The 24,481-nt window shown below is 64.4% G+C and carries 19 protein-coding genes, 1 tRNA gene and 1 riboswitch; of the genes, 9 read left to right on the top strand and 11 right to left on the bottom strand.

What is annotated here, in order from left to right:
* Positions 1-103 precede the first annotated feature (103 nt).
* From ABB29_RS07810 to ABB29_RS07800, 3 genes are all read left to right on the top strand, one after another.
* Entirely contained in the window at positions 104-2,236 is a 2,133-nt protein-coding gene (locus ABB29_RS07810; protein WP_157062552.1) for a TonB-dependent receptor, read from the top strand.
* Positions 2,236-3,315, top strand: a complete 1,080-nt coding sequence (locus tag ABB29_RS07805) for a PepSY-associated TM helix domain-containing protein (protein WP_057658053.1) — start codon at positions 2,236-2,238, stop codon at positions 3,313-3,315. Before ABB29_RS07810 ends, ABB29_RS07805 begins: the two co-directional genes overlap by 1 nt.
* Before the next feature lie 101 nt (positions 3,316-3,416).
* Positions 3,417-4,103, top strand: coding sequence for an MliC family protein (locus ABB29_RS07800; RefSeq protein WP_245622567.1), 687 nt, complete (start codon positions 3,417-3,419; stop codon positions 4,101-4,103).
* Positions 4,104-4,121: 18 nt separating this feature from the next.
* Here ABB29_RS07800 and ABB29_RS07795 read toward each other — a convergent pair whose 3' ends face one another.
* Positions 4,122-6,398 carry a patatin-like phospholipase family protein gene (locus ABB29_RS07795; protein WP_057658052.1) on the bottom strand — a complete coding sequence of 759 codons (2,277 nt, stop codon included), beginning with the start codon at positions 6,396-6,398 and terminating at the stop codon, positions 4,122-4,124.
* Positions 6,399-6,525: 127 nt separating this feature from the next.
* Here ABB29_RS07795 and dusB point away from each other — a divergent pair, with 127 nt between their 5' ends.
* Complete coding sequence (gene dusB / locus ABB29_RS07790; protein ID WP_057658051.1) at positions 6,526-7,539, top strand: tRNA dihydrouridine synthase DusB; 1,014 nt, start codon at positions 6,526-6,528, stop codon at positions 7,537-7,539.
* Here the strand turns inward: dusB and ABB29_RS07785 are convergent.
* Both ABB29_RS07785 and ABB29_RS07780 read right to left on the bottom strand, forming a co-directional pair.
* On the bottom strand, positions 7,485-8,594 hold the full coding sequence (locus ABB29_RS07785; RefSeq protein ID WP_057658050.1) for a metal-dependent hydrolase: 1,110 nt from the start codon (positions 8,592-8,594) through the stop codon (positions 7,485-7,487). The genes dusB and ABB29_RS07785 overlap by 55 nt on opposite strands.
* Positions 8,595-8,670: 76 nt before the next feature.
* Complete coding sequence (locus tag ABB29_RS07780) at positions 8,671-9,519, bottom strand: UDP-2,3-diacylglucosamine diphosphatase (RefSeq protein ID WP_057658049.1); 849 nt, start codon at positions 9,517-9,519, stop codon at positions 8,671-8,673.
* 244 nt (positions 9,520-9,763) lie between these two features.
* Here ABB29_RS07780 and metK point away from each other — a divergent pair, with 244 nt between their 5' ends.
* Positions 9,764-10,975: a methionine adenosyltransferase gene (gene metK, locus ABB29_RS07775; protein WP_057658048.1), complete on the top strand. Its 1,212-nt coding sequence runs from the start codon at positions 9,764-9,766 to the stop codon at positions 10,973-10,975.
* 153 nt (positions 10,976-11,128) lie between these two features.
* Entirely contained in the window at positions 11,129-13,012 is a 1,884-nt protein-coding gene (locus tag ABB29_RS07770) for an ATP-binding cassette domain-containing protein (protein ID WP_057658047.1), read from the top strand.
* A 238-nt stretch (positions 13,013-13,250) separates the two neighbouring features.
* On the opposite strand, the gene ppc is transcribed toward ABB29_RS07770, so the two are convergent.
* Entirely contained in the window at positions 13,251-15,974 is a 2,724-nt protein-coding gene (ppc, locus tag ABB29_RS07765) for a phosphoenolpyruvate carboxylase (protein ID WP_057658046.1), read from the bottom strand.
* 45 nt (positions 15,975-16,019) lie between these two features.
* Entirely contained in the window at positions 16,020-16,178 is a 159-nt protein-coding gene (locus ABB29_RS16340; protein ID WP_157062551.1) for a hypothetical protein, read from the bottom strand.
* A 79-nt stretch (positions 16,179-16,257) separates the two neighbouring features.
* Positions 16,258-16,355, top strand: a riboswitch (S-adenosyl-L-homocysteine riboswitch).
* 51 nt (positions 16,356-16,406) lie between these two features.
* Here ABB29_RS16340 and ahcY point away from each other — a divergent pair.
* On the top strand, positions 16,407-17,852 hold the full coding sequence (ahcY, locus tag ABB29_RS07760) for an adenosylhomocysteinase (protein WP_057658045.1): 1,446 nt from the start codon (positions 16,407-16,409) through the stop codon (positions 17,850-17,852).
* Positions 17,853-18,097: 245 nt separating this feature from the next.
* On the opposite strand, the gene ABB29_RS07755 is transcribed toward ahcY, so the two are convergent.
* A complete protein-coding gene (locus ABB29_RS07755) occupies positions 18,098-18,655 on the bottom strand; it encodes a DUF3228 family protein (RefSeq protein ID WP_057658044.1) in 558 nt (185 codons plus the stop codon).
* 136 nt (positions 18,656-18,791) lie between these two features.
* On the opposite strand from ABB29_RS07755, the gene metF reads away from it, so the two are divergent.
* Both metF and ABB29_RS07745 read left to right on the top strand, forming a co-directional pair.
* On the top strand, positions 18,792-19,619 hold the full coding sequence (metF, locus tag ABB29_RS07750; RefSeq protein WP_057658043.1) for a methylenetetrahydrofolate reductase [NAD(P)H]: 828 nt from the start codon (positions 18,792-18,794) through the stop codon (positions 19,617-19,619).
* 49 nt (positions 19,620-19,668) lie between these two features.
* Complete coding sequence (locus tag ABB29_RS07745) at positions 19,669-20,265, top strand: hypothetical protein (protein WP_083487631.1); 597 nt, start codon at positions 19,669-19,671, stop codon at positions 20,263-20,265.
* Positions 20,266-20,427: 162 nt separating this feature from the next.
* Here the strand turns inward: ABB29_RS07745 and ABB29_RS07740 are convergent, their stop codons facing one another.
* The 5 genes from ABB29_RS07740 to ABB29_RS07720 form a co-directional block, all read right to left on the bottom strand.
* Entirely contained in the window at positions 20,428-21,786 is a 1,359-nt protein-coding gene (locus tag ABB29_RS07740; RefSeq protein WP_057658042.1) for a sensor histidine kinase, read from the bottom strand.
* Positions 21,773-22,456: a response regulator transcription factor gene (locus ABB29_RS07735; protein ID WP_057658041.1), complete on the bottom strand. Its 684-nt coding sequence runs from the start codon at positions 22,454-22,456 to the stop codon at positions 21,773-21,775. Before ABB29_RS07735 ends, ABB29_RS07740 begins: the two co-directional genes overlap by 14 nt.
* Before the next feature lie 13 nt (positions 22,457-22,469).
* Positions 22,470-22,961, bottom strand: a complete 492-nt coding sequence (locus tag ABB29_RS07730) for a hypothetical protein (protein WP_157062550.1) — start codon at positions 22,959-22,961, stop codon at positions 22,470-22,472.
* Positions 22,962-23,271: 310 nt separating this feature from the next.
* Positions 23,272-24,183, bottom strand: coding sequence for a 30S ribosomal protein S6--L-glutamate ligase (rimK, locus tag ABB29_RS07725; RefSeq protein ID WP_057658039.1), 912 nt, complete (start codon positions 24,181-24,183; stop codon positions 23,272-23,274).
* A 123-nt stretch (positions 24,184-24,306) separates the two neighbouring features.
* A tRNA-Gly gene (locus ABB29_RS07720) sits at positions 24,307-24,380 on the bottom strand.
* Positions 24,381-24,481: the final 101 nt, after the last annotated feature.

Here is a 24,481-nt window from a genome sequence, read left to right as displayed (position 1 = left end):
AGCAGTTGGCACTGCCTGACCGGCGGCACGGAAGCTTGCGGTTTCAATTGATAATGATTCCTATTACCATGCATGCCCCGATTTGCTGCTGGTTGATGTCCGCATGCTTCGCAACACCCGCCTTTGCCTTGCCGTCCTGACCACGCTGGCGGCTGCCCATGCCAATGCGCAGGGCGCTTCGACCGATGACGCCGTGACCCTGGACCGGGTAACGGTATCGGCCAGCACCACCCGCGGCCCGGAGTCCGCCGCGGCACTGCCCAACACCATTACCGTCATCGACCGCCAGCAACTGGATCAGCAGCTGGCGCTGACCCAGGACATCTCGCAGGTACTGGCCAACCTGATTCCCTCATTCGCACCGTCGCGGCAGAAACTGACCAACGGCGGCGAAACCCTGCGCGGTCGCAAGCCGCTGTATCTGGTCGATGGCGTGCCCCAGTCCACCCCGCTGCGCGACGGCGGTCGAGACGGCCACACCATCGATCCGGCGATGATCGAACGCATCGAGGTCATCCACGGCGCCAACGCGCTGCAGGGCCTGGGTGCGTCCGGCGGCATCATCAACATCATCACCAAGCGCGCGCCACGCAAGGATGGCCAGTTCCAGGAAGTCAGCGTCACCGGCAGCACCGCGCTGGCCCACCGCGATGACAGCAACGGCTACCGCGCCTCGTATCTGTTCGGCAGCCATAACGGTGCGTTCGATTTCGTCGGCGGCGGTTCCTACGCCAGCGAAGGCCTCTACTACGACGGCAATGGCCAGCCAATCGCGGTCAACGACATCCAGGGCGACCTGATGGAGTCGCGCAGCTACAACCTGTTCGCCAAGGGCGGCTGGAGCCCGGATCAGGACAAGCGCCTGCAGTTGAGTGGCAACCGTTACCAGCTGCAGGGCAACAACGACTACCACACCGTCAACGGCGATCCCGCCAGCGGCCAGTTGGCGACCAGCGAACCCGGCGCCAAGCCATTGCAAGGTCCACGCAACCGCTCGACTTCGGTAACCCTGGATTACACCGACAAGGATCTGGCTGGCGGCTATCTGCAGGCGCAGTTGTACTGGGTGGATTTCGAAGCCCTGTACGGCAGCAGCGACTGGGAGGATTTCTGGGGCGATGGCCGCGACCCGCACTGGTGGGATCAGTCGCAGAACGCCTCGGAAAAACTCGGCGCCAAGTTCAGCTGGTCGCGCGGCAATCTGTTCGACCAGAACCTGCGCGTGATCCTGGGCCTGGACTGGGGCCGCGACAGCACCCATCAGGCGCTGGTCGAAGCGGGCCTGGACTGGGTGCCGGAAACCACATACGAATCGTGGTCGCCGTTTGCCCAGTTCGAGTGGTGGCTGGCCGAATCGGTATTGTTGACTGGCGGTCTGCGCTACGAACACGGCACCCTGCAGGTCGATGACTTCACCACCCTGCCCAGTTACAACGGCGGCCAGTTCGTCGAGGGCGGCAAGCCGGAAAGCAACGACGTGCTGCCCAACGTCGGCCTGGTCTGGGAAGCCAGCGACGCGCTGAAACTGTATGCCTCGTATTCGGAAGGCTACACCGTGGCCGATATCGGCCGTGTCCTGCGCGGCATCAACCAACCGGGGCAACGGGTTGATTCGCTGGTCGATCTGTCGCCGGTGGTGGCCGACAACCGCGAGCTCGGCATCGACTACGACAACGGGCACTGGCTGGCGCACCTGGCCTATTTCTGGTCTGATTCGGACCTTGGCTCGCGACTGGCCTACGACAGCATCACCCAGACCTACAACGTGGTCCGCGAACGCACTGAAATCCAGGGCGTCGAAGGCAACCTGGCCTATCGCTTCGAACAGGGCATGCGCGTCGGCCTGGCCTATGCCGCGACCCGTGGTCGCTACGACAGTGACGGCGACGATCGGGTCGACAGCGATCTGCCCGGCATCAACGTCAGCCCGGATCGGTTGACCGCGTTCTGGGACGTGCCATTCACCTCATCGGTCAACATCCGCCTGCAGGCCAGCAAGGCCTTCGATCGTCAGTTCGACTACCGCGGCCAGCGCCTGCCCGCGGCATTCGACGGCTATGCCACCGTCGATCTGCTGACCCGGGTGCAACTGCCGGTGGGCATGCTCAGCGCCGGCATCGAAAATCTGTTCGATCAACAATACGTCACTTACTACTCGCAGAGCACGCCCCGTCCTGACACTTACGTCGCCGGCCGCGGACGGGTGCTGAGCCTGACCTGGTCCAACCGCTTCTGATGCCCGCCCCACCACGTCCGGCCAGTCTCCGCCAGCGCCTGCGTCGTGGCTTGGCCTGGCTGCACCTGTGGCTGGGGCTGAGCGTCGGCACGCTGCTGGCGCTGGTATCGCTGGCCGGCAGCGTGCTGGTGTTCCACACTACCCTGCTCGGCCAGCTGCAACCGGCGCTGATGCAACACAAGGCCGTTGCCGATGGCCATGTGCTCGATACGATCCTGGCCGACTGGGGCGCGCACGGGCTGCGCTCGCTGGATCTGCCACGCGCCGAGCTGCCGGTATGGCAGGGCTATTTCGCCGATGGCTCACGTGGCTACTTCGCGCCGGAAAGTGGTGATCTGCTGCTGGTCCGCGACACCGGCAATGATCCACTGATGTGGCTGCATCACTGGCACGTCGAACTGCTCGGCGGCGAGTCCGGCAAACAGTTGCTGGGCATCGTTGGCTGGATTGCACTGGGCATGTTGCTGAGCGGGCTGTACCTGTGGTGGCCGCGGCGCGGACAGTGGCGGGCCGGTTTCAAGCTGCACACGCAACCCCCATCGCGGCGTTGGCTCAGCTGGCACCGGGTCAGCGGCGTGCTGCTGCTGCCGCTGTTGCTGCTGGCGGTGTTGACCGGCACCGGCATGATCTACTCGGCCGGCTTCCGCCAGGTATTGACCAGCCTGTTCGGCGGCGAACCGGCAGCGGTGGAGCTGCCGCCTTCCCGGGTGTCGGCCAACGACTTTGACGGTGCGACGGTACTGCTGCGTGCACAACGCGCGTGGCCCGATGGCCGCATCAGCCGGGTGTCCACGCCCAAAGCCGGCGTGGTGACACTGCGGGCTCGCGGCACTGGTGAGTGGCACCCGGTCGGCCGCAGCCAGATCCAGTTGGGCGGCGATGGGAATGGGCGGGTCATCGTCGACGACGCCCGCCGTCACCGGTTGGGCAGTCGTATCCATCACGCCATCTATCCGCTGCATATCGGCAGCGTCGGCGGCGCCTGGATGCGTTGGGCGACGGCGTTGGCCGGGCTGATGCCAGCCTTCCTGCTGGTCAGTGGATTCCTGTTCTGGCGGCGTCGGCGCGGTGTGCGCTGAGCCGGTTGCCTGTTCGAGCCGGCAGGCTTGACGGTACCCTAACCGTCGGGCTGCTCCACTGATGCCATCCGCATCGACCTGGACTGATCATGAAGCACTTCATGAAGATTTCTTTCTGCTGTCTTCTCTTGCTGGCGCTGGCAGCCTGCCAGCAACCCGCGACACCGGTTGCCGACAGTGGCGCCGGCAAGGCGGCTGCGCCGACAGCAGCGACCGCGGTCGACACCGCCGCGAATGCAGATTCAAGTGCAGCACAGGAGGGTGTCGCCACGTCGCCGTCGTTCGACTGCGGACGTGCCGACGGCAAGGTGGAAAAAATGATTTGCGATGATGCCGGCCTGGCGACGCTGGACCGTCGCCTTGCCGAACGCTACGGCGCGGCCCTGGCCCGCGCAGGTGCCAACAAGAGCATGCTGATGTCCAGCGAACGCGGCTGGATCAAGGGCCGCGATGATTGCTGGAAAGCCGACGACATGCGCCAGTGCGTGTTGGAGTCATACCAGACGCAGCTGGTCGACCTTCAGATCAACCATGGCGACATCACCGTGCCGACCGCAGTCGAGTACCGCTGCGACGACAACAGCAAGCCACTGACCGCGGTGTTCTACAACGATCTGGATCCCAAGGCCGCGGTGCTGACCTGGGGTGACGACCAGACCATCGTGTTTCCACGGCGTGCCGCCAGCGGTGCCCGCTATGGCCGCAGCGGGGTCGATTTCTGGGAACACCAGGGCGAGGTGAAAGTCGACTTCTATGGCACCACGCTGACCTGCACGACACCCGCTTGAGCGCAGGCGCCGGCAGCATCAGAACGGGTCCCGGCCACGCAGCAACGAACCGAAGGTCAGATAGAACGAATCGTGCCCGGTCTCGGCCCGCCCATAGCCGAGGAACACCGGGCCAAGGAAGGTTTCCGCACCGAGGAATACACTGCCGGCGCCAATCAGCGAGTTGCTGTCGATCTGGTCACGGCTGTCCCAGAAGCCGCCCATTTCCAGCGTGCCGCCCCAGTACACCGGCATCGACACCAGCGACGTGCTGTTGACCAGCCGATGGTAATACGCCAGCCGGGCCAGGCCGATCTGGCTGGCGAATATCGCCTGCTCAGGATAGCCGGACAGATTGCCCAGTCCGCCCAGGAAGCCATAGGTCGCCAGCAGGGTTTCGCCGCCTTCTGAAGAAGAACCGCGGACGCCCGCCAGCCAGTGATTCTGGCCATGGCTCCAGGCGCCGTCCCACTGCAATCGATACGACTGCGCGTTGGCGTCGCCACCCAACGCTTCGAAATAATTGGTGTTGCTGAAGCTCAGGCGCTGGCCGCGGGTCGGAAAGCCGACGCTGTCCAGCGAGTCGTAATTCACCGACAGCGAAACACTGGTGAGCTGGTTGTGCAGCGCGCCGATGCCTCCGAGGTCGCCAACCTGCTGCGAAATGTGTTCCTTGCCCAGTTCACCGCCCAATGCGAATGCCCAGTTGCGGTCGGGTGAAAAACGCCAGGCCAGTGATGCCTGGCTGAGCGCATAACGGAACTCGGCGATTGGCTCATCGGCGTCGGTGGCGTAAATCGGGAACTCGGTGGCGCGGTAGTCCAGACCGGCGACCACACCGTGGCGCGCGGTCGCGCCGAATGGCCGGAAGTACTGACCGTACAGACTGACCACTTCGCCGATGCCGAGACCGGCCTTGAACTCACTGCCTTTCTCGTCCAGCCCGGTCCGGGTGTACTGCGCCAGCAACTGGTAGTTGCTGCCGCCATCGAAGTCATCGGAAAGGCGCAGGCCGAAATGCAGGAAATCCGGTCCCCAGTCCTTGTCGACCGGAGTCACCTGCAGGCCCTGCCGTCCGTCCTGGCTGGCAAGCTCCCATTGCACTTTCTCGTAGCGCCCCTCGCCATACACGGTGGCGATGTCGCTTTCCAGACGCTCCACGTCCAGCGGTTTGCCGACGTTGTCCTGCAGGCGCTGCTCGACATAGGTGGCGGTGCCGGTGCGATCATCCAGCACCCGCACGAATGAAATCAGTTCGACATCGTTGCCGGGCAGCCGGTGCCGTTGCTGGAAACTTGCGTACTCCGCCGGATCCCCCGCATAGCGGCGCAGACTGGCCACTGCCTGTTCGGCGGCCGCCTGGCCGGCCTGCCTGGCCTCGTCGCTGCGCTGGAATTCCTGGCTGCCGATATCGCCGAGCTGCGGCACGATCAACAGATCGTCGGCACCCAGGCTGTCGATCTGGGCGCGGATGTTTCCCTGCATCAGGATATTGGCCATCTGCTGGCTGACCGCCAATGGCGAGGTCAACTGGTCTTCCTGCAGCAACGGTGAGCCGACCTGCGAGACAATCATCCGCTGCGCACCGAGCTTGCGGGCTTCATCGATCGGCACGTTGTCGACGACGCCGCCATCGACCAGCAGCCGGCCATCGACCCGGATCGGCGAAAACGCCGCCGGCACCGACATGCTGGCGCGGATCGCCAGGGCCAGGTCGCCGCGCTCGAACACCACCTTCTGGCCATTGACGATATCGGTGGCCACTGCGCGGAACGGAATCGGCAGATCGTCGAAATCCTCGATGCCACTGGCCGGCAACAGCAGCCGCCGCAACAACAGTTCCATCCGCTGGCCCTGCAGGATGCCGCGCGGGAAAGCGATCTTGCCGTCGTGGATGCCCAGTTCCACCCCGCCCAGCAGCTCAAGCTGTTCCTGTTTGCGGCGCATGCTCTGCTCGTCGCGTGGCGACTGATCGCGCAGCACCTGGTTCCAGTCGATGCTGTCGAGGATGTCCTCAATCTGATCGGCGCTGTAGCCAGCCGCGTAAAGGCCGCCGACCACCGCGCCCATCGAGGTTCCGACGATGCAGTCGACCGCAATGTGTTCGCGGTCGAGCACCTTCAGCAGGCCGACATGGGCGGCGCCGCGGGCACCACCGCCGCCCAGCACCAGACAGGTGCGTGGACGTGGCGCATCGCCACCGGGCCCAGCCACCCGCGGCTGGGCCGGCGCCGGCAGGGCCACGCAGCCGGCCAGCACCAGCACACAGGTACGTAACAGGGTCCAGCGGTTGAATCCGAATGATGGGCTGTGCATGACCGGCACGCGCGTCTCCGTAGGCTGAAGTGGTTCGGGGGGCACCAGCAACCGGACAAATCGCGGGCCACGGCGCATAGTGCCAGCCCGCGCCGACCGCGCCCATGCCCGGCGCTACAATAGCCACATGTTGATTGGTCGCTACCGTATTGATCCGCCGGTTCTGCTGGCCCCGATGGCCGGGGTCACCGACAAGCCGTTCCGGCAGTTGTGCAAGCAACTGGGGGCCGGCCTTGCCGCATCGGAAATGACCATCAGCGACCCGCGCTTCTGGACTACCGAAAAATCGCGTCGACGCATGGACCATGCCGGCGAACCGGCGCCGATCAGCGTACAGATCGCCGGTACCGAGCCAGCGCAGCTTGCCGACGCGGCGCGTTACAACGTCGACCACGGTGCCCAGATCATCGACATCAACATGGGCTGCCCGGCCAAGAAAGTCTGCAATGCCTGGGCCGGATCGGCGCTGATGCGCGACGAAGCGCTGGTCGCGCGCATCCTGCGGGCGGTGGTCAGCGCGGTGGACGTGCCGGTCACCCTGAAGATCCGCACCGGCTGGGATGGCGATCATCGCAACGGACCACGGATTGCCGATATCGCGCAGGACAGCGGCATCGCCGCACTGGCAGTACATGGGCGCACCCGCGACCAGCATTACACCGGCCTGGCCGAGTACGACACCATTGCCCGCATCAAGGCCGCGCTGTCGATTCCGGTGATCGCCAACGGCGACATCGACTCACCGCAGAAGGCCGCACAGGTGCTGCGCGCCACCGGCGCCGATGCGGTGATGATTGGCCGCGCCGCCCAGGGCCGGCCGTGGATTTTCCGCGAAGTCGCGCATTACCTGGCGACCGGCGAACTGCTGCCGCCGCCGTCGCTGGCCGAAGTGCGTGACGTGTTGCTGGGCCACCTGCGCCATCTGCACGTGTTTTACGGAGAAACCTCCGGCGTACGCATCGCCCGCAAGCACCTGGGCTGGTACGCCAAGGACCGGCCGGAGCATTCGGAAGAACAGCGGGCCGCATTCCGCGCGGTGGTCAACCGCGCCGAAAGCGCCGAGGCGCAACTGCAGCTGACCCGCGACTACTTCGATGCACTGATCGCCGGCGTGATTCCCGACGTCGCCGCGGCGGCCTGATCGGCAGCCAACGGAACGGCGCGCGGCGGCGGTGGCTGGTGCCAGATCCGTTGCCACATCCCGGCCAGCGCTTTTCCGATGTCACCCTCGGCCACGGGTGCGCGATAGCCTGATTGCGGCTGCCGTGGCGTGACCGCCCGCCACTGGCCATCGCGGCCTTCGGCGACGACGAAGCTGAAGTTGTAATCCGGCTCGATGCCCATCCGCAGGTCACTCAGTACCAGTTGGCCGTCGTCCACCTGCGCGCGCATGAAACCGCGATTGAACCAGCGCAGCTGCCGCACCGCCGGATAGCCCGACACTTCCGCCAGTGCCTGGGTATTGGATGGGTAACCCCGGAAATGCATCGGTCCATGGTCGGCCACCAGACTGCGCTCGCCGATGACATACCCCTGCGGGGTCATCGCCACCACTTTCCACAGCAACGTATTGAACGGCGTGGGTACCGAGAATCGCGGCGCCTGCGCCAGGCCAAGCGCCGCCAGATCCCGGTCCGCCTGCGCATCGACCAGATGCTTGGCCCACAGCGACCAGCCCAGATAACCACTGCTGACCAACAGGCCGGCCAGCAATGCCTGCTGCGCACGCGGTGACTGCGGCAGCCACCAGGCCACGACGCAGGCCAGCAGCAAGCCCAGCGTATAGGCGGGATCGATGATGAAGACGCTCGACCACATTGCCGGATGTGGTTGCAGCGGCCACCACAACTGGGTGCCATAGACGGTAAACCCATCCAGCAGCGGGTGCGTGATCAGCGCCAGCTGGATCGCCCAGAACCAGCGCGCCGGCGCCTGCGCCACCCGCCCGCCCCGGCGCTTGAACAGCCACCACAGCAGCGCCCCGACCAGCGGCAGCACGAACAGCGAGTGACTGGCACTGCGGTGCAGGGTCATCAGATCCACCGGATTGTCGGTCAGCAGCGCCAGCGGCAGGCTGTCCAGATCCGGCAGCGTGCCCAGTGCGGCGCCGGCCAGCAACGCGGCGCGACGATGTTGGCGGGGAGCGATGGCGCCAGCAATGGCGGCGCCCAATACAATCTGGGTAATCGAGTCCATGCGGCGATTCTAGAAGGTCACGCCCTAGAAGGTCGCGCCCTGGAACGTCGCGCCGCGCTGCCGCCCCGCCCGGACCTCACGCCACTTTCGGCAGCCCCGGCGCGCAGGCCACCGGCAGCGCCGGCAGTTCGCTGAGCAACTGGCCATCGTGGGCCAGCAACTGCAGCCGGCCGTCGGCGGTTTCGCACAGCGCGGTCAGGCTTTCGACCCAGTCACCGTCATTGGCGTAGATCAAGCCATCACGTTGCAACAGACCGGGACGGTGTATATGGCCGCAGATGATGCCGTCCAGCCCGCGTCTTCGCGCGTCGTCCAGACCGGCATCGACGAAGCGCTGGATGAACCGTTCGGCCGCTTCGCTGCGCTTTTTCAGGTGCTCGGCCAGCGACCAGTAGCGCAGTCCCAGCCGGCGCCGGGCATGGTTGAACCACTGGTTGCCGGTGAGGATGCGGTAATACAGCCAGTCGCCGAGCTTTTCCTTCAGACCGCCGAAATGGGTGATGGCGTCGTAGTCGTCGCCATGGGTCACCAGCAGGCGGCGCCCGTCCAGCAGCCGGTGGATGGCGCGCCGGCGTACCTGCATGCGTGGCAGCGCCAGTCCGCAGAAGCGGCGCGCCGGTCGGTCGTGGTTGCCGGGCACGTAGATGATCGCGGTGCCATCACGCGCCAGCTGGTGCAGGGCCTCGACCACCCGTTGCTGGTGCGCGCGCCAGACCGCGCGACGCTGGGCCATCCACCAAAGATCGACGATATCGCCGACCAGATACAGCCGGTCGCAGCGCAGCGAAGCCAGGAAATCGGCCAGCTCGGCGGCATGGCAGTGACGTGAACCCAGGTGGGTGTCGGAGATGAACACCGCGCGTCGCCGCGGGGGCAATCGGCGGATGCTGGTGCCGCCGCCGGTATCGCTCAGGGGTCCGTTCATGCATGCGCTCCGTGGGTCACGGGGAATGAATCGGCTGCTGCGCAGTCTGCCGCGGCAATACAACCGGGACATGGCAGCCGGATGGCAGTTGCGTGACTGCCCGACCTAGCCGGCAAACGGTGCGGTGGCAGGGCCACGGACGCTTAACGCCGCCGCAATCCGCGCGCCGGCACAATGCACATACGGCTGCAGCCGTGTATCATGCCGACCCATCTTTTCATCCGAATCAAAGGATATAAGCCGAATGTCCAGCTATCTGTTCACGTCCGAATCGGTCTCCGAAGGTCATCCGGACAAGATTGCCGACCAGATTTCCGATGCCGTGCTCGACGCCATCCTCAGCCAGGACAAGCGCGCGCGCGTGGCCTGCGAGACCATGGTCAAGACCGGCGTGGCAATTGTCGCGGGCGAAATCACCACCAGCGCCTGGATCGATCTGGAAGCACTGACCCGCAAGGTCATCCTGGACATCGGCTACAACAGCTCCGACGTGGGTTTTGACGGCGCCACCTGCGGCGTGCTCAACCTGATCGGCAAGCAGAGCCCGCACATCGCCCAGGGCGTGGACCGCAAGAAGCCCGAGGAAATGGGCGCCGGCGACCAGGGCCTGATGTTTGGCTACGCCACCAATGAGACCGACAGCTACATGCCGGCCGCGATCCATCTGTCGCACCGCCTGGTCGAGCAGCAGGCCAAGGTCCGCAAGAAGAAGAACTCGCCGCTGTCGTGGCTGCGTCCGGACGCCAAGAGCCAGGTCACCCTGCGTTATGAAGACGGCAAGGTCGCCGCCATCGACGCGGTGGTGCTGTCGACCCAGCACGCCCCTGGCATCAAGCAGAAAGACCTGATCGAAGCGGTGCGCGAGGAAATCATCACCCCGGTGCTGCCGGCCAAGTGGCTGCACAAGGGCACCAAGTTCCACATCAACCCGACCGGCAAGTTCGAAATCGGCGGCCCGGTCGGCGATTGCGGCCTGACCGGACGCAAGATCATCGTCGACACCTACGGCGGCTGGGCCCGTCACGGTGGTGGCGCGTTCTCCGGCAAGGACCCGTCCAAGGTCGATCGTTCGGCGGCCTACGCTGCCCGCTACGTGGCCAAGAACGTGGTAGCCGCCGGCCTGGCCGACCGTTGCGAAGTGCAGGTCTCCTACGCCATCGGCGTGGCCGAACCGACCTCGATTTCGGTCACCACCTTCGGCACCGGCAAGATCAGCGACGAGCAGATTGAAAAGCTGATCCGCAAGCATTTCGACCTGCGTCCGTACGGCATCATCCAGATGCTGGACCTGATCCACCCGATGTACCAGCAGACCGCCGCCTACGGCCACTTCGGCCGCAAGCCGAAGGACTTCAGCTACACCGATGGCGCCGGCAAGCTGCAGAACGCCACCGCGTTCTCGTGGGAAAAGACCGACCGCGCCGACGCCCTGCGCAAGGACGCCAAACTGAAATAAGCACCAGCGCCACGCAGCCCTGCCCGCGGGCGAGGCTGCCGGCACGCCGTACAAACGGGTCGCGCAAGCGGCCCGTTTGCGTTTCCTGAGCCGCAGCCGCGCCGATCACCGGCGGTGCCGTTGGCCGGCCATGTTCCCGCTTACAATAGCCATATGTCCCTCATGCAATTACAGCGCGTCGACTTCAGCGTCGGCGGCCCGCTGCTACTCGAACACGTCGACCTGTCCATTGAAACCAACGAGCGCATCTGCATCGTCGGTCGCAATGGCGCGGGCAAATCCACCCTGATGCGGCTGCTGGCCGGCGAGCTGAAGCCGGACGATGGCGAAATCCGCCTGCAGAACGGCGCGGTCATCGCCCGCATGGCGCAGGAAGTACCGCAGGACACCACCGGCACCGTGTTCGACGTGGTCGCCGAAGGCCTGGGCGATCTGGGTCATCTGCTGGCCCAGTACCACCATGCCCTGCACGAGGGCGACATGGACGCGATGGGCAGGGCCCAGGAACAGATCGAAGCCCGCCACGGCTGGGATCTCGATCTGCGCGTGCAACAGGTGCTGACCAAGCTGGAGCTGCCGGAAGACGCCGACTTCGCCGCCTTGTCCGGCGGCATGAAGCGCCGCGTGCTGCTGGCCCAGGCGCTGGTGCGCAAGCCGGACATCCTGCTGCTGGACGAGCCGACCAACCACCTGGACATCGATGCAATCGCCTGGCTCGAGGGCTTCCTCAAGCAGTTCGAGGGCAGCATCGTGTTCATCACCCATGACCGCAGTTTCCTGCGTTCGCTGGCGACCCGGATTGTCGAGATCGATCGCGGCCAGGTCAGCAGCTGGCCCGGCGACTACGAAAACTATCTGCGCCGTCGCGAAGAACGGCTGCATGCCGAAGCGCAGGAAAACGCCCGCTTCGACAAGCTGCTGGCACAGGAAGAAGTATGGATCCGGCAAGGCATCAAGGCGCGCCGCACCCGTAACGAAGGCCGGGTGACCGCACTCAAGGCAATGCGTCGTGAACGTGCCCAGCGCCGCGATCTCACCGGCAACGTGCGGATGGAAGTCTCCAGCGCGCAGAATTCGGGCAAGAAGGTCATCGAGATGACCGACGTCAGCCAAGCCTACGACGGCCGCGTGCTGCTGGACAATGTGTCGGCGACGATCATGCGCGGTGACCGGGTCGGCATCATCGGTCCCAACGGCTCCGGCAAATCCACCCTGCTCAAGATCCTGCTCGGCGAGAACGCTCCGCAAAGCGGCGAAGTGCAATTGGGTACCGGACTGCAGATCGCCTACTTCGACCAGCACCGCAGCGTCCTGGATGATCGCCTGACCGCATTGGAAAACGTCGGCGAAGGCAGTGATTTCGTCGAGATCAATGGCAGCCGCAAGCATCTGGTCGGCTACCTGCAGGACTTCCTGTTCTCACCCGAGCGAGCGCGCGCGCCGATCACCAAGCTGTCCGGCGGTGAACGCAACCGGCTGCTGCTGGCCAAGTTGTTCGCGCAGCCGTCCAATCTGCTGGTGATGGACGAACCGACCAACGATCTGGACGTAGAAACGCTGGAACTGCTGGAAGAACTGCTGGCCGACTACAAGGGCACGCTGCTGCTGGTCAGCCATGACCGCGAATTCATTGACAACGTGGTCACCAGCACCCTGGTCCTGGAAGGCAACGGCCGCCTGGCCGATTACGTCGGTGGCTACAGCGACTGGATCCGGCAGCGACCGGCGGCGTTGTTCGCCACCGAACCGGAACCCGCCAGCAAAGCCAGCGCGGCCAAACCCGCCGCTGCCGCGCCGCCAGCCAAGCCGAGCGAAACCCGGCGCAAGCTGAGCTACAAGGAAAGTCGCGAACTGGAGCAACTGCCGGCGCGTATCGAGGCCTTGGAGAGCGAGCTTGGCGAACGCACCGCGGCGATCAACGACCCCGCGTTCTATCAGCAGGATGCCGCCGCAATCCTGGCCGCCAACGAAAAGCTGGCGGCGTTGCAGGCCGAACTGGATCAAGCCTACGCACGCTGGAGCGAGCTGGACGCCTGAGCGATCCCCATCGTAGAGCGGAGCTTGCTCCGCTGAATCACGCAGCTTTCTCCGCTGAACCATGCACCCTGCTCCGCTGAATCACGCACCCTGCTCCGCTGAACCGTGCAGCTTGCTGCAATAACGACATCGATGGCTATGCCGTGCAGCGGAGATGAATAGGAATGCCGTGCAGCGGAGCAAGCTCCGCTCTACAGGGGGCATGCCTGTTTCCGGCCTTCACCCACTGCTACTCTCCCTAACCGGTGTTCTGCACGCCCTGCGAAACGCCGTTGATGCTGGCGACCAGTACCCGCAACAGGTTTTCGTCCTCACGGCCGCTGGCACGCCAGCGTTTCAACAGATCCAGCTGCATCACGCTGATCGGATCGATGTACGGATTGCGCAGCCGGATCGACAACGCCAGCCGCTGATCGTGCTGCAGCAGCCACTCGTCACCGGTCAATTGCATCACCCACTGCCTGGTCAACGCGTGTTCGGCCTGGATTCGCGGAAAGAATGATCCATGCAGATCGCCGGACTCGCGCGAGAACATCTCGGCGATGCTCAGATCACCCTTGGCCAGCACCATCGAAATGTCATCGAGGAAGGTGCGGAAGAATGCCCAGTCGCGGGCCATCTCCTTGAGAGTTTCATGTTTACCGGCATCGATCGCCGCCTTCAGTCCGGTGCCGACGCCATACCAGCCGGGGATCACCGCGCGCGCCTGGCTCCAGGCGAACACCCACGGAATCGCCCGCAGATTGCTCAGCGCCGCGTCCTGGCCCAGACGACGCGATGGCCGCGAGCCCAAGGTCATCCGCTCGATCACGTCGATCGGCGTGGCGCTGCGGAAATAATCCATGAAGCGTGGTGACTGGACGAATTCGCGATAGGCCTGGCTGCTGGCGCTGGCGACGATATCCATCACCGCCCGCCACTTCGCTTCGCGTGGCTCGGCCGGACGCGGACGCAGACTCGACACCAGCACCGCGCCCACCGCCTGTTCCAGCGAACGCAAAGCCAGCGCGCGGATGCCATAGCGACGATGGATGACTTCGCCCTGCTCGGTGACCCGCAGCCGGCCGTCGACACTGCCACGCGGCGAGGCATCGACCGCACGCGTGGTCTTGCCGCCACCCCGGCTGATCGAACCGCCACGGCCGTGGAAGAAGGTCAGCTTGATGCCCAGCTCGCTGGCCGCCTGCATCAACTCGACCTGGCCACGCTGCAGTCCCCAGCGCGATGCGGCAATGCCACCATCCTTGCCGCTGTCCGAGTAGCCCAGCATCACCATCTGCACGTTGCCGCGCGCGGCCAGATGGCGGCGATAGACCGGGTCGGCCATTAGATCGCGCAGGGTGTCCGGACCATGCTGCAAGTCGTCGACGGTTTCGAACAGCGGCGAGATATCCAGCGGCACGTTGCCATCGGCGTCAACCAGGCCGCCGCGCCGCGCCAGGGCCAGCACGGTCAGTACGTCGGCACGGTTGTGGGCCATGCTGATGATGTAGGCGCCGAGTGCATCGGTGCCATGTTGCTGGCGCGCCTGCGCCAGCGCCGCGAACACCGCATCCAGCCGCGTGTTGGCATCGCCGGCATGGCTGGGCAGGACTTGTTCACCGCCGGCGAACGGCGCCAGGATCGCGGCCTGGCCGGCGACATCATGGCCTTCCCAATCGTCGTCGCCCAGCGCCTCGGCCACTGCCCGCGCATGCACACTGGACTCCTGGCGCACATCCAGCCGCGCCAGGTGGAAACCAAAACTGCGCAGCCGCAACGCCAGCCGGCGCACCGCGAACCAGCCGGCATGGATGCCCTTGTTGGCTTCCAGGCTGTGCAGGATCATCGCCACGTCACGCGAGAATTCATCAGGCCCCTGGTAGCCCTGCGGCTGATCATCGAGGGTGGCCTGCAAGCGCGCACGCATCAGGTCATTCAACAGCCGGTACGGCATGTCGCCATGTCGCGGCCGCGAACGCGCCGCGGCTTCCGGCAACAGCGCGCGATACTCCTCGACCCGCGCCAGCACCTCGTCGGACACGCCGACCACTTCGGTCGACTGGCTGAGCAGGGTGGTCAGCTGGCGCAGTTCCTTCAGATAACGCAACAGGATCGCCTTGCGCTGCGCACGCAGGGTTTCGCGGATCGTGTTGGCATCGACATTCGGATTGCCATCCATGTCGCCGCCGACCCAGGTACCGAAGCGCAGCAGCCGCGGCAGATTGCCGGTGACCTCCGGGGCCGGGCCGTAGACTTCGGTGATCGCGCTTTCCAGGGTCTCGTAGAGCACCGGCATCACCCGGTACAGCACTTCGGTCAGATAGAACCCGACATGCTCGCGCTCGTCATCCACGCCCGGTCGCACCGGCGATGAATCCGAGGTCTGCCAGGCCGAGGTCAGCGCCATCCGGAAGCGGGCCTGATCCGATGCCTGTTCGCCCGGCGTGCGCTGCCCGTCCAGTCCGCTGATGAGGCTGGCGACCATCAGCTGTTCTTTTTCCAGCAACGCGCGGCGTACCGCTTCGGTCGGATGGGCGGTGAACACCGGCTCGATGTCGATGCGCGGCAGCCACTGCGCCAGTTCATCCAGTTCCACGCCTTGCGCCTTCAACCGGGTCAGTGCATCCAGCAACCCGTCCGGTTGCGGGGTGCCACCACCCGTGCGCTGGTAGTCGCGACGGCGGCGGATGCGGTGGACCCGTTCGGCAATGTTGACGACTTGGAAATAAGTGCTGAAAGCACGGATCAGCGACTCGGCGTCATGCGGTTGCAGGCCACCGACCAGTGCCGCCAACGACTGCGGCGGCTGTTCGCTCTGGCGGCGGGCAATGGCGGTGGTGCGGACGCGTTCGACCTCGGCCAGGAAGGCCGGCGATACCTGTTCGGACAACATCTCGCCGACGACCGCGCCAAGATGGCGCACGTCCTCGCGCAGCGGTACATCGGGTGCGGCGAATTCCAGACTGTGGGGATGATTCATGAGCTGAAGCAATTCCGGTTTCTGAACCCAGCGTCGAACACTAACTCACTTCGCGTCGATTTTGTGCGACGCGACACAAGACCAATTCAACGCCTCCGGGATCGCGAAAAGCCGCGGAAACACCGTGAAAACGCTGATTTCATCTGCAACGATTGCCTCGTCATCGCGGCTGCCGGCGAGCACCGGCCGGGTGGCCGGCGCCATCGCGCCAGCCGCCTGAATGCCCCGCCCGCGTTGCCTGGACAAGCTATCGCTGTATCCGGAGCAAGCGATATAATGGCTGTTCGTCGAGGGGCGCTGCGACCTTGGCCGCCGGTGCGTTGCATCGCGGTTTTCGGGCCAGGCTCGACGAAACGTTCCGTGTAACGGCGCCCGGTCAAGTTCGCGCGCGGCCTGTACCGGCCTGCCGCCCAACCACCGGAGCTCTATCGAATGAACGCACAAGTCCGTACTTTTTCCACCGACGGCGACTACAAGATCGCCGACATCAGCCTGGCCGACTGGGGTCGCAAGGAAATCGACATCGCCGAGCATGAAATGCCTGGCCTGATGTCGATCCGCAAGAAGCACGCCGCCAACCGGCCGCTGGATGGCGTCCGCGTCACCGGCTCGCTGCACATGACCATCCAGACCGCGGTGCTGATCGAAACCCTGAAGGACATCGGCGCCGACGTGCGCTGGGCGTCGTGCAACATCTTCAGCACCCAGGACCACGCCGCCGCCGCGATCGCCGCCACCGGCACCCCGGTGTTTGCCTGGAAGGGCGAAACCCTGGAGGAATACTGGGACTGCACGCTGGATGCGCTGAGCTTCCCCGACGGCAAGGGCGGCTATCTCGGCCCGCAGCTGGTGGTCGACGATGGCGGTGACGTGACCCTGCTGATCCACAAGGGCTACGAACTGGAAAACGGTTCGACCTGGGTCGACGAACCGGCGTCCTCGCACGAGGAACAGGTGATCAAGAACCTGCTCAAGCGGGTAGCCAAGGAGCGTCCCGGTTACTGGGGCACCGTGGTCAAGGACTGGAAGGGCGTGTCCGAGGAAACCACTACCGGTGTGCACCGCCTGTACCAGATCGCCGAGGCCGGCAAGCTGCTGATCCCGGCTATCAACGTCAATGATTCGGTGACCAAGTCCAAGTTCGACAACCTGTACGGCTGCCGTGAATCGCTGGCCGATGGCCTGAAGCGGGCGATGGACGTGATGCTGGCCGGCAAGGTTGCCGTGGTCTGCGGTTACGGCGACGTCGGCAAGGGTTCGGCGCATTCGCTGCGTGCCTATGGCGCCCGCGTCATCGTCACCGAAATCGATCCGATCTGCGCGTTGCAGGCGGCGATGGAAGGTTTCCAGGTCGGCACGGTCGAAGACAGCCTCGGCATCGCCGACATCTACGTCACCACCACCGGCAACAAGGACATCATCACCGTCGAGCATATGCAGGCGATGAAGGATCAGGCCATCGTCTGCAACATCGGCCACTTCGACAACGAGATCCAGGTCGATGCGCTGTACGCGCTGAAGGGCGTGGAGCGGATCAACATCAAGCCGCAGGTGGACAAGTTCGTGTTCGCCAACGGCAATGCGATCTTCCTGCTGGCCGAAGGCCGTCTGGTCAACCTCGGCTGCGCCACCGGCCATCCGAGCTTCGTGATGTCCAACTCGTTCGCCAACCAGACCCTGGCCCAGATTGATCTGTGGGCCAACAAGGACAGCTACGAGAAAAAGGTCTACATCCTGCCGAAGGCACTGGACGAGGAAGTCGCGCGCCTGCATCTGGAAAAGATCGGCGTCAAGCTGACCAGGCTGACCCCGGCCCAAGCCGACTACCTCGGGGTCAAGGTCGAAGGTCCGTACAAGCCGGATCATTACCGCTATTGATCAGGCCTGCATTTTTCGGCAACGTCTAATCGTCAAGCTCGCCACGTTATATCGCGGCAGCCTTACCGCAAAAAAACGGGCACCGAATGGTGCCCGTTTTTTTGTGGAAAACACTTCTTCTGACGACAGCCGTCTTCTTGTAGCCAACCCTCTTTGAGTAACCAGCCCTCTTTGAGTAACCAGCCCTTTTTGATTCGTCACCCCGGCGAACGCCGGGGTCCAGCATTCAGCGTTGAGCTGTCACCTCACGGCCGCCAGTTGGCATTGTTGTCCCAGAATGCCACCGCACGCAGATAAGCATCACGGTCCAGGGCCACGCCGGAACCACCCTCCTCCACTCCCAACGCATTGCGCATCATCGTAATCGGCGCCATCGGCAGCTCTTCCGGCTCGGCGGTATACAGACAACCGACCACGCCCCAGTCGGCGTCGATGGGTGCGCCTTCGAGCGCCAGCTGCGCGGCGCTGTACAGGATCACGATCAGGTAATCGGCAATCGGGGACTCCACGCCTTCGAACCAGCGCACCAGCACCGGCAGTTCCTCGCGACTTCGCGCCTCATAGGCACTGCGCAGCAGGTGCCGGTTATCGTCACGAATCGGCACGGTCAGGCAGCGGGTCGAGGTCCAGTTGCGGTGCACATGCAGCTTGCAGAACGGCGCGTAACCCTCCAGCACCCGTAGCGGGGCGTGGCTATTGAGGTGGGCTTCAAACTGCTCGGCGCTGCAGTCCTGGATGGTGTTGCCGCGCGGTGTGCGTGGGAACAGGCGGGTACGGGCAAACGGGGTGAGGACGATCGACATGGAACCTGCGGGCTGGGCGTTTGGCCACAGCGTAGCCGGGCCAGCTGGCGCCGGCCAGCGCAGTTCGGGAACAAAGGACTTCTATTTCATCGCGATGAAGAGATATGATGACCACTCGCCCGCCCGCAGCCCGCCCATGATCAGCCTCAGTTTCGAGTTCTATCCGCCCAAGACCGACGACCAGCGCGCGCAGCTGGACCGCACTGCCGAGAAGCTCAAGGTGCATGCGCCGGAGTACGTGTCGTGCACGTTCGGTGCCGGTGGTTCGACCCTCAGTTATACCTCCGAGACGGTGCGCCATCTGGGCCAGAAACATGGCTTTGCCGCCGCCCCGCATCTTTCCTGTGTCGGCGGCAGCCGCGAGGAAATCCGCGAGCTGCTCAAGCTGTACCGCGCCATCGGCTGCCGCCGGATTGTCGCCCTGCGTGGCGACCTGCCTTCGGGCATGGGCCATCCTGGCGACCTGCGCTATGCCTCCGAGCTGATCGAGTTCATCCGTGCCGAGCATGGCGATCATTTCCGCATTGAAGTCGGTGCCTATCCGGAAACCCATCCGCAGGCTGACGACGCCCTGCGCGACCTGCGCTATTTCAAGGCCAAGGTCGATGCTGGCGCCGACGCGGCGATCACGCAGTATTTCTACAACGCCGATGCCTATTTCCACTTCGTCGACGAGGTGCGCGGGCTGGGCGTCGACATTCCGATCATCCCGGGGATCATGCCGATCTCCAACTTCACCCAGCTGCGGCGCTTTTCCGAGGCCTGCGGCGCCGAGATTCCACGCTGGATCAGCAAACGCATGCAGGCCTACGGCGACGACGCCCAGAGCGTGCGTGAGTTCGGTGCCGACGTGGTCGCTGGGCTGTGCCGGCGCCTGCTTGAAGGCGGCGCGCCAGCGCTGCATTTCTACACCCTCAACCTGGCCAGACCGACCCAGAACGTCCTCTCTCGCCTGACCAGCTGAAGCGCCGCCGCCGATGGTATGCGCGGCGGTTCACCGCTACCCTGAGCGGATGCCCCGATTGTCTTTCCTGTCGTGCCTGGCCCTGCTGGCCATCGTGTCGTTCGCCGCCACCGTCTGGCCGTTGTCGGCACAGACCGTGCAGCGGTGCACCGGCATGGACGGCAAGACGGTCTACACCGACAAACGCTGCGAAGATGTGGGTGCGATGGATCGCCTGCCGGATCCGTCGGCAACCGTCGGCGCGACGCGCAACAGCCTGTATCGCGACAGCTGCTCGCGCACGCTGAGCGATCTGGTCCGCCAGATCACCGCCGCGGCGGACGCGCGCGACGTCAACCGGCTGGCCAGCATCTACTGGTGGAGCGGTGTCTCCAATGCCTCGGCCAACCGCATCCTGGATCGACTGGAGGCGGTGGTGGAACGACCGTTGATCAGCATCGACCCGATACGCCCGGCGCCGCCACCAATACTGGACGCATCCGGCAATGTGGTCGACGACAATGCCGACGGCTACTACCCACAGAGTTCACAGAGAGACCGGCCGGTGGCGCTGCGCCTGCAGCAGACCCTGCGCAACAGCGCGACCCCGTCGAGCACGGTGCTGCAGCTGCGGCGCAGCTACAAGTGCTTCTGGATCACGTTGTAGGCACCTTGCAGGCACGCTGTGGAAAAGCTTTGGCTGTGGCCGTGGCTGTGCCTGTAGCCGGCGCTGTGGCCTGGCCATGATTGCGATGTAACGGAGGCCTTTCAGCGCGGGGCGACGAGGTGCACCAGGCTTAGCGGAGCAAGCTCCGCTCTACGCGAGGTATCACGTACTGCTGTCGGTGTCGGTGTCCGCGCGCGGCAGGAAACTGAGCGTGGCGATAACGCCGGTGACCTCGCCGGGCCGGACGTTGACCTGCCAGCCATACAGCGCACACAGGCGGCTGACGATTGACAGGCCGATGCCACCGCCCTGCGAATGGCCGGCATGGCTGCCACGGTAGCCCCGCTCGAACAGACGCGCGGCATCTTCGGCGCTGAGCCCCGGACCAGAGTCGATCACCTCCACCCCGTCGGCCAGCAGGCGCACCACCACCTCACCCTGCTTGGTGTATTTGACCGCGTTGCCGATCAGATTGCCCAGTGCCACTGACAATGCCGCCTCGGGCGCATCGACCACGCGACCACACTTGCCTTCCATCCGTAGTACCAGCGCCTTGCTGCCGAGCTGGGCGCGGTGCGATTCGAGCAGTTGTTCAACTACCCTGGCGACGTCGGTATTGCCATGTCCGCGTTCGCTGCGCGACAGCAGCAGCAGCGCGCTGATCAGATCGGTACCCTGCTGCTCGGCACGCTGGATGCGCTGCAGGCGGGCCTTGGTTTTCTCGTCCAGATCCGAGCGTGACAGCATCAGTTCGACCGAGCCGCGAATCACCGCCAGCGGCGTGCGCAGTTCATGGCTGACGTCGGCATTGAATTCGCGGTCGCGCTGGACCACATCGGTCAGCCGATCGGAGTAGTCATCCAGCGCCTGCGCCAGCTCACCCACTTCGTCCTCGGGAAAATGCGGCGCCAGCGGCTGTGGATCACTGCTGCCGCGATAGGCGCGCAGCCGTGATGCCAGTTCGGACACCGGGCTCATGACTTTCGAGGCCGACCACCAGCCGATCAGCAATGACAGCGCAGTGAAGACCACCACCACCGCGATCAAGGAATTATTGAACTTTTCCTTGCCGCGTGCGGACTCGGTTGTGTTGTATGCAAGGAAGAACCAGGCTTGCGGCGTTTTACGCACGGTCAGTGCGTAGTTGAACGGTTCTCCATCCTCATCGATACCGTTGAGGCGATGCAGGCCGTCCGGCAAATCCCACCAATCCGGTTCTTCGACTTTCAGCTGGTCAAACTTGTCAGGGGTGAATACGAAGGCGCGCCATTGCTGGATCGGCAGGTCCCGCTGCTTGCCGTTGGACTCGAAAAAACGACGCTGGTATTCATTGATGTTGCGCGACATCGCGTCTATCACGATGTCTTCTTCAACCCGGTTGCGGACCCAATTGGCGGAAAACGCTAGCAGCAGCGTCAACACGAAGCCGAGCAATGCAAACGACAGGATGATGCGGCTGCGCAGGCGTCGGCGCACCTTGACGGCGCGCGACGTGCGGCGAATCGGTTCAGCTGGAGGCATCTGGCGCGGCGATCCGGTATCCGATGCCGTGGCGGGTCTGGATATACGGGGTCGGGAACGGCTTGTCGACGACCGCGCGCAGACCATGGATATGCACGCGCAGCGAATCGGAGTCCGGCAGTTCCTCGCCCCAGACCCGGGTTTCCAGTTCCTGGCGGGTCACCACCGCCGGCGAGGCTTCCATCAACGCCTGCAGGATCTTCAGCGCGGTCGGATTGAGTTGCAGCAGGTTGCCTTCGCGGCGGACCTCGAGCGTATCCAGGTTGTATTCCATGTCGCCGACTTCCAGCACCCGGGTCTGCACGCCCTTGCCACGTCGCGACAGTGCGTTCAAACGCACTTCCACTTCCTGCAAGGCAAACGGCTTGATCAGGTAGTCGTCGGCCCCCGAATCAAACCCGGCCAGCTTGTTGTCCAGGGTATCGCGCGCGGTCAGCATCAACACCGGCGTCTGCTTGCGGGCTTCATTGCGCAGCTTGCGACAGACCTCCAGCCCATCCATGCCGGGCAGGTTGAGGTCCAGCACGATGGCATCGAAATCATGCACCACCGCCAGGTGCAGGCCGGTGACGCCGTCGGCGGCGAAGTCGACGGTATGCCCGCGTTCTTCAAGATAGTCGCCGAGGTTGGCGGCAATGTCGCTGTTGTCTTCTATGACCAGAATTCGCATCAGGGAGCCTTGTTCAATTGAGAAGTTCTACTTGGCCGCGATTGGGGCGATTTTCGGTGAACTGCGACGCTGCATCTTCCTTCTGCCGGCGACGCTCGGCCGCGGTCAGGCAGGTAGTGGTTTTCATGTTGCTGCCTATTTTCGCTTCGCGCTTGCAGACCAGGCGGCTGTCGACGGCAGCCTGGGTCAGCAGCTCGTTGACCAGTTCCTGATCGTTGAATACCTCGGTGCTTTTCTGGGTCGACAACTGCCTGACGTCATCGACGCCCTGCACGCTGGAAGAAATGCGGTCGAGCGCGGCATTGACCTTGAGCCGGTCCTCGCTGGCCAGTTCGCTGTAGTTGCCGCTGGCAAAATCCTTCTCGATCTGCACACGCTGCTGCTGGAAGCTGGCCTGGCCTTTCACGTCGAGCACCGTCGATCCGCTACTGGCATGGGCACTGCCCGCCACCATTGCCAGAGCCAGAGCCAGAGCCAGAGCCAATGCATGGAAATTCCTGTACATCCTGTATTCCCCGTTTTTTGTGGTAATCGTTGAAGTGTCCGGCGGGTCGGTCCACATATGACCCCGGGACGGCATGAAAGTTGCCTCGCGATTCTTACATAACTCGCCGTGATAGCCACAGCATGGGCCGGGCCACAAAAAAACCCAGGCCGACTGCTTGCCGGCCTGGGCCAAAGGATTGCCCCGATTACCGTAATTCTGTGCTTCCAGAATCCATTCCACAGAGAGGAACGCAGAGCTGCGGTTCGGGGAAGGCTACGCGGGTGGCGATTAAACCATCGTTAAAAACCAGCGTTAAATTTTCGTAAATTCAGCTTGGGCGGCGCCGGCCCTGCCCGGTCCGTGGCTGATGGCAGTGGGCGGCCACGTGATCGACGATGGCGCCGGCGATATCGACCCCGCAGACAGACTCGATGCCCTCCAGGCCCGGGGTCGAATTGACTTCCAGTACCAGCGGCCCGCGCTGCGAGCGGATCAGGTCGACCCCGGCCACGCCCAGCCCCAGCACCTGCGCGGCGCGGACCGCCACCGCCTGCTCCCCGGCATTGGCCTCGGCCGCCAGTGCGCTGCCGCCGCGGTGCAGGTTGGAGCGGAAGTCGCCCTCCGGCGCCTGCCGGCGCATCGCCGCGACCACCCGATCACCGACCACGAAACAGCGCAGGTCGGCGCCTTCGGCTTCGGCGATGAATTCCTGGACCACGAAATTGGCATACAGGCCACGCAGCGCCTCGACCACGCTGCGCGAAGCCGCCGGCTTCTCGGTCAGCATCACCCCGGCACCCTGGGCGCCTTCGTTGAGCTTGATGACATGCGGCGGCGGCCCCAGCATCGACAGCAGATCGGTGGTGTCGTCGGGGTTGTCGCCAAATACCGTGACCGGGAAATCAATCCCCTGCGCAGCCAGCAACTGGTGCGCGCGCAGCTTGTCGCGCGCGCGCAGGATGGCATCGGAAGGGTTGGGGCAATAGCTGCCCATCAACTCGAACTGGCGCAGCACCGCGGTGCCGTAACGGGTCACCGAAGCGCCGATGCGCGGGATGACCGCGTGGTAGCCGGCAATCGGCTTGCCCTGGTAATGCATGTCGAACGCCTGCGAGGCAATCCGCATGTAGCAGCGCAGCGGGTCCAGCACGCGCACACTGTGGCCGCGCTGGCGTGCCGCCTCGGCCAGCCGCCGGGTCGAATACAACTTGCTGTTGCGGGACAGGATGGCGAGCTTCATGGCAACGACCGGGGAAAGTGCGCAAAGCATGACACGGACCGGTGTTTTGTCCATGTATGCGCCGGAGCGCCGCGCGGTCGTGGCCGCATCCTAGAAGTACTCTAGGGGAACCAAGGGCATTGATGGAGCGGGTGAAGGGAATCGAACCCTCGTCAGTAGCTTGGGAAGCTACAGCTCTACCATTGAGCTACACCCGCTGCGGTGGAGGAAGTCTATGCCGGCGCGTGGCGGCAGCGCAATCGCGGGCAGAAGGATGCGGCGCCATTGCAGGCGCCGCATCCGCTCAAGCCGGCCGCAT

Origin of the sequence: Pseudoxanthomonas dokdonensis (genome assembly GCF_001431405.1) — a bacterium.
GTDB classification, from domain to species: Bacteria; Pseudomonadota; Gammaproteobacteria; order Xanthomonadales; family Xanthomonadaceae; genus Pseudoxanthomonas_A; species Pseudoxanthomonas_A dokdonensis.
Note: the sequence above shows the minus strand (reverse complement) of the source record. Positions and strands in the feature narration are given on the sequence as shown.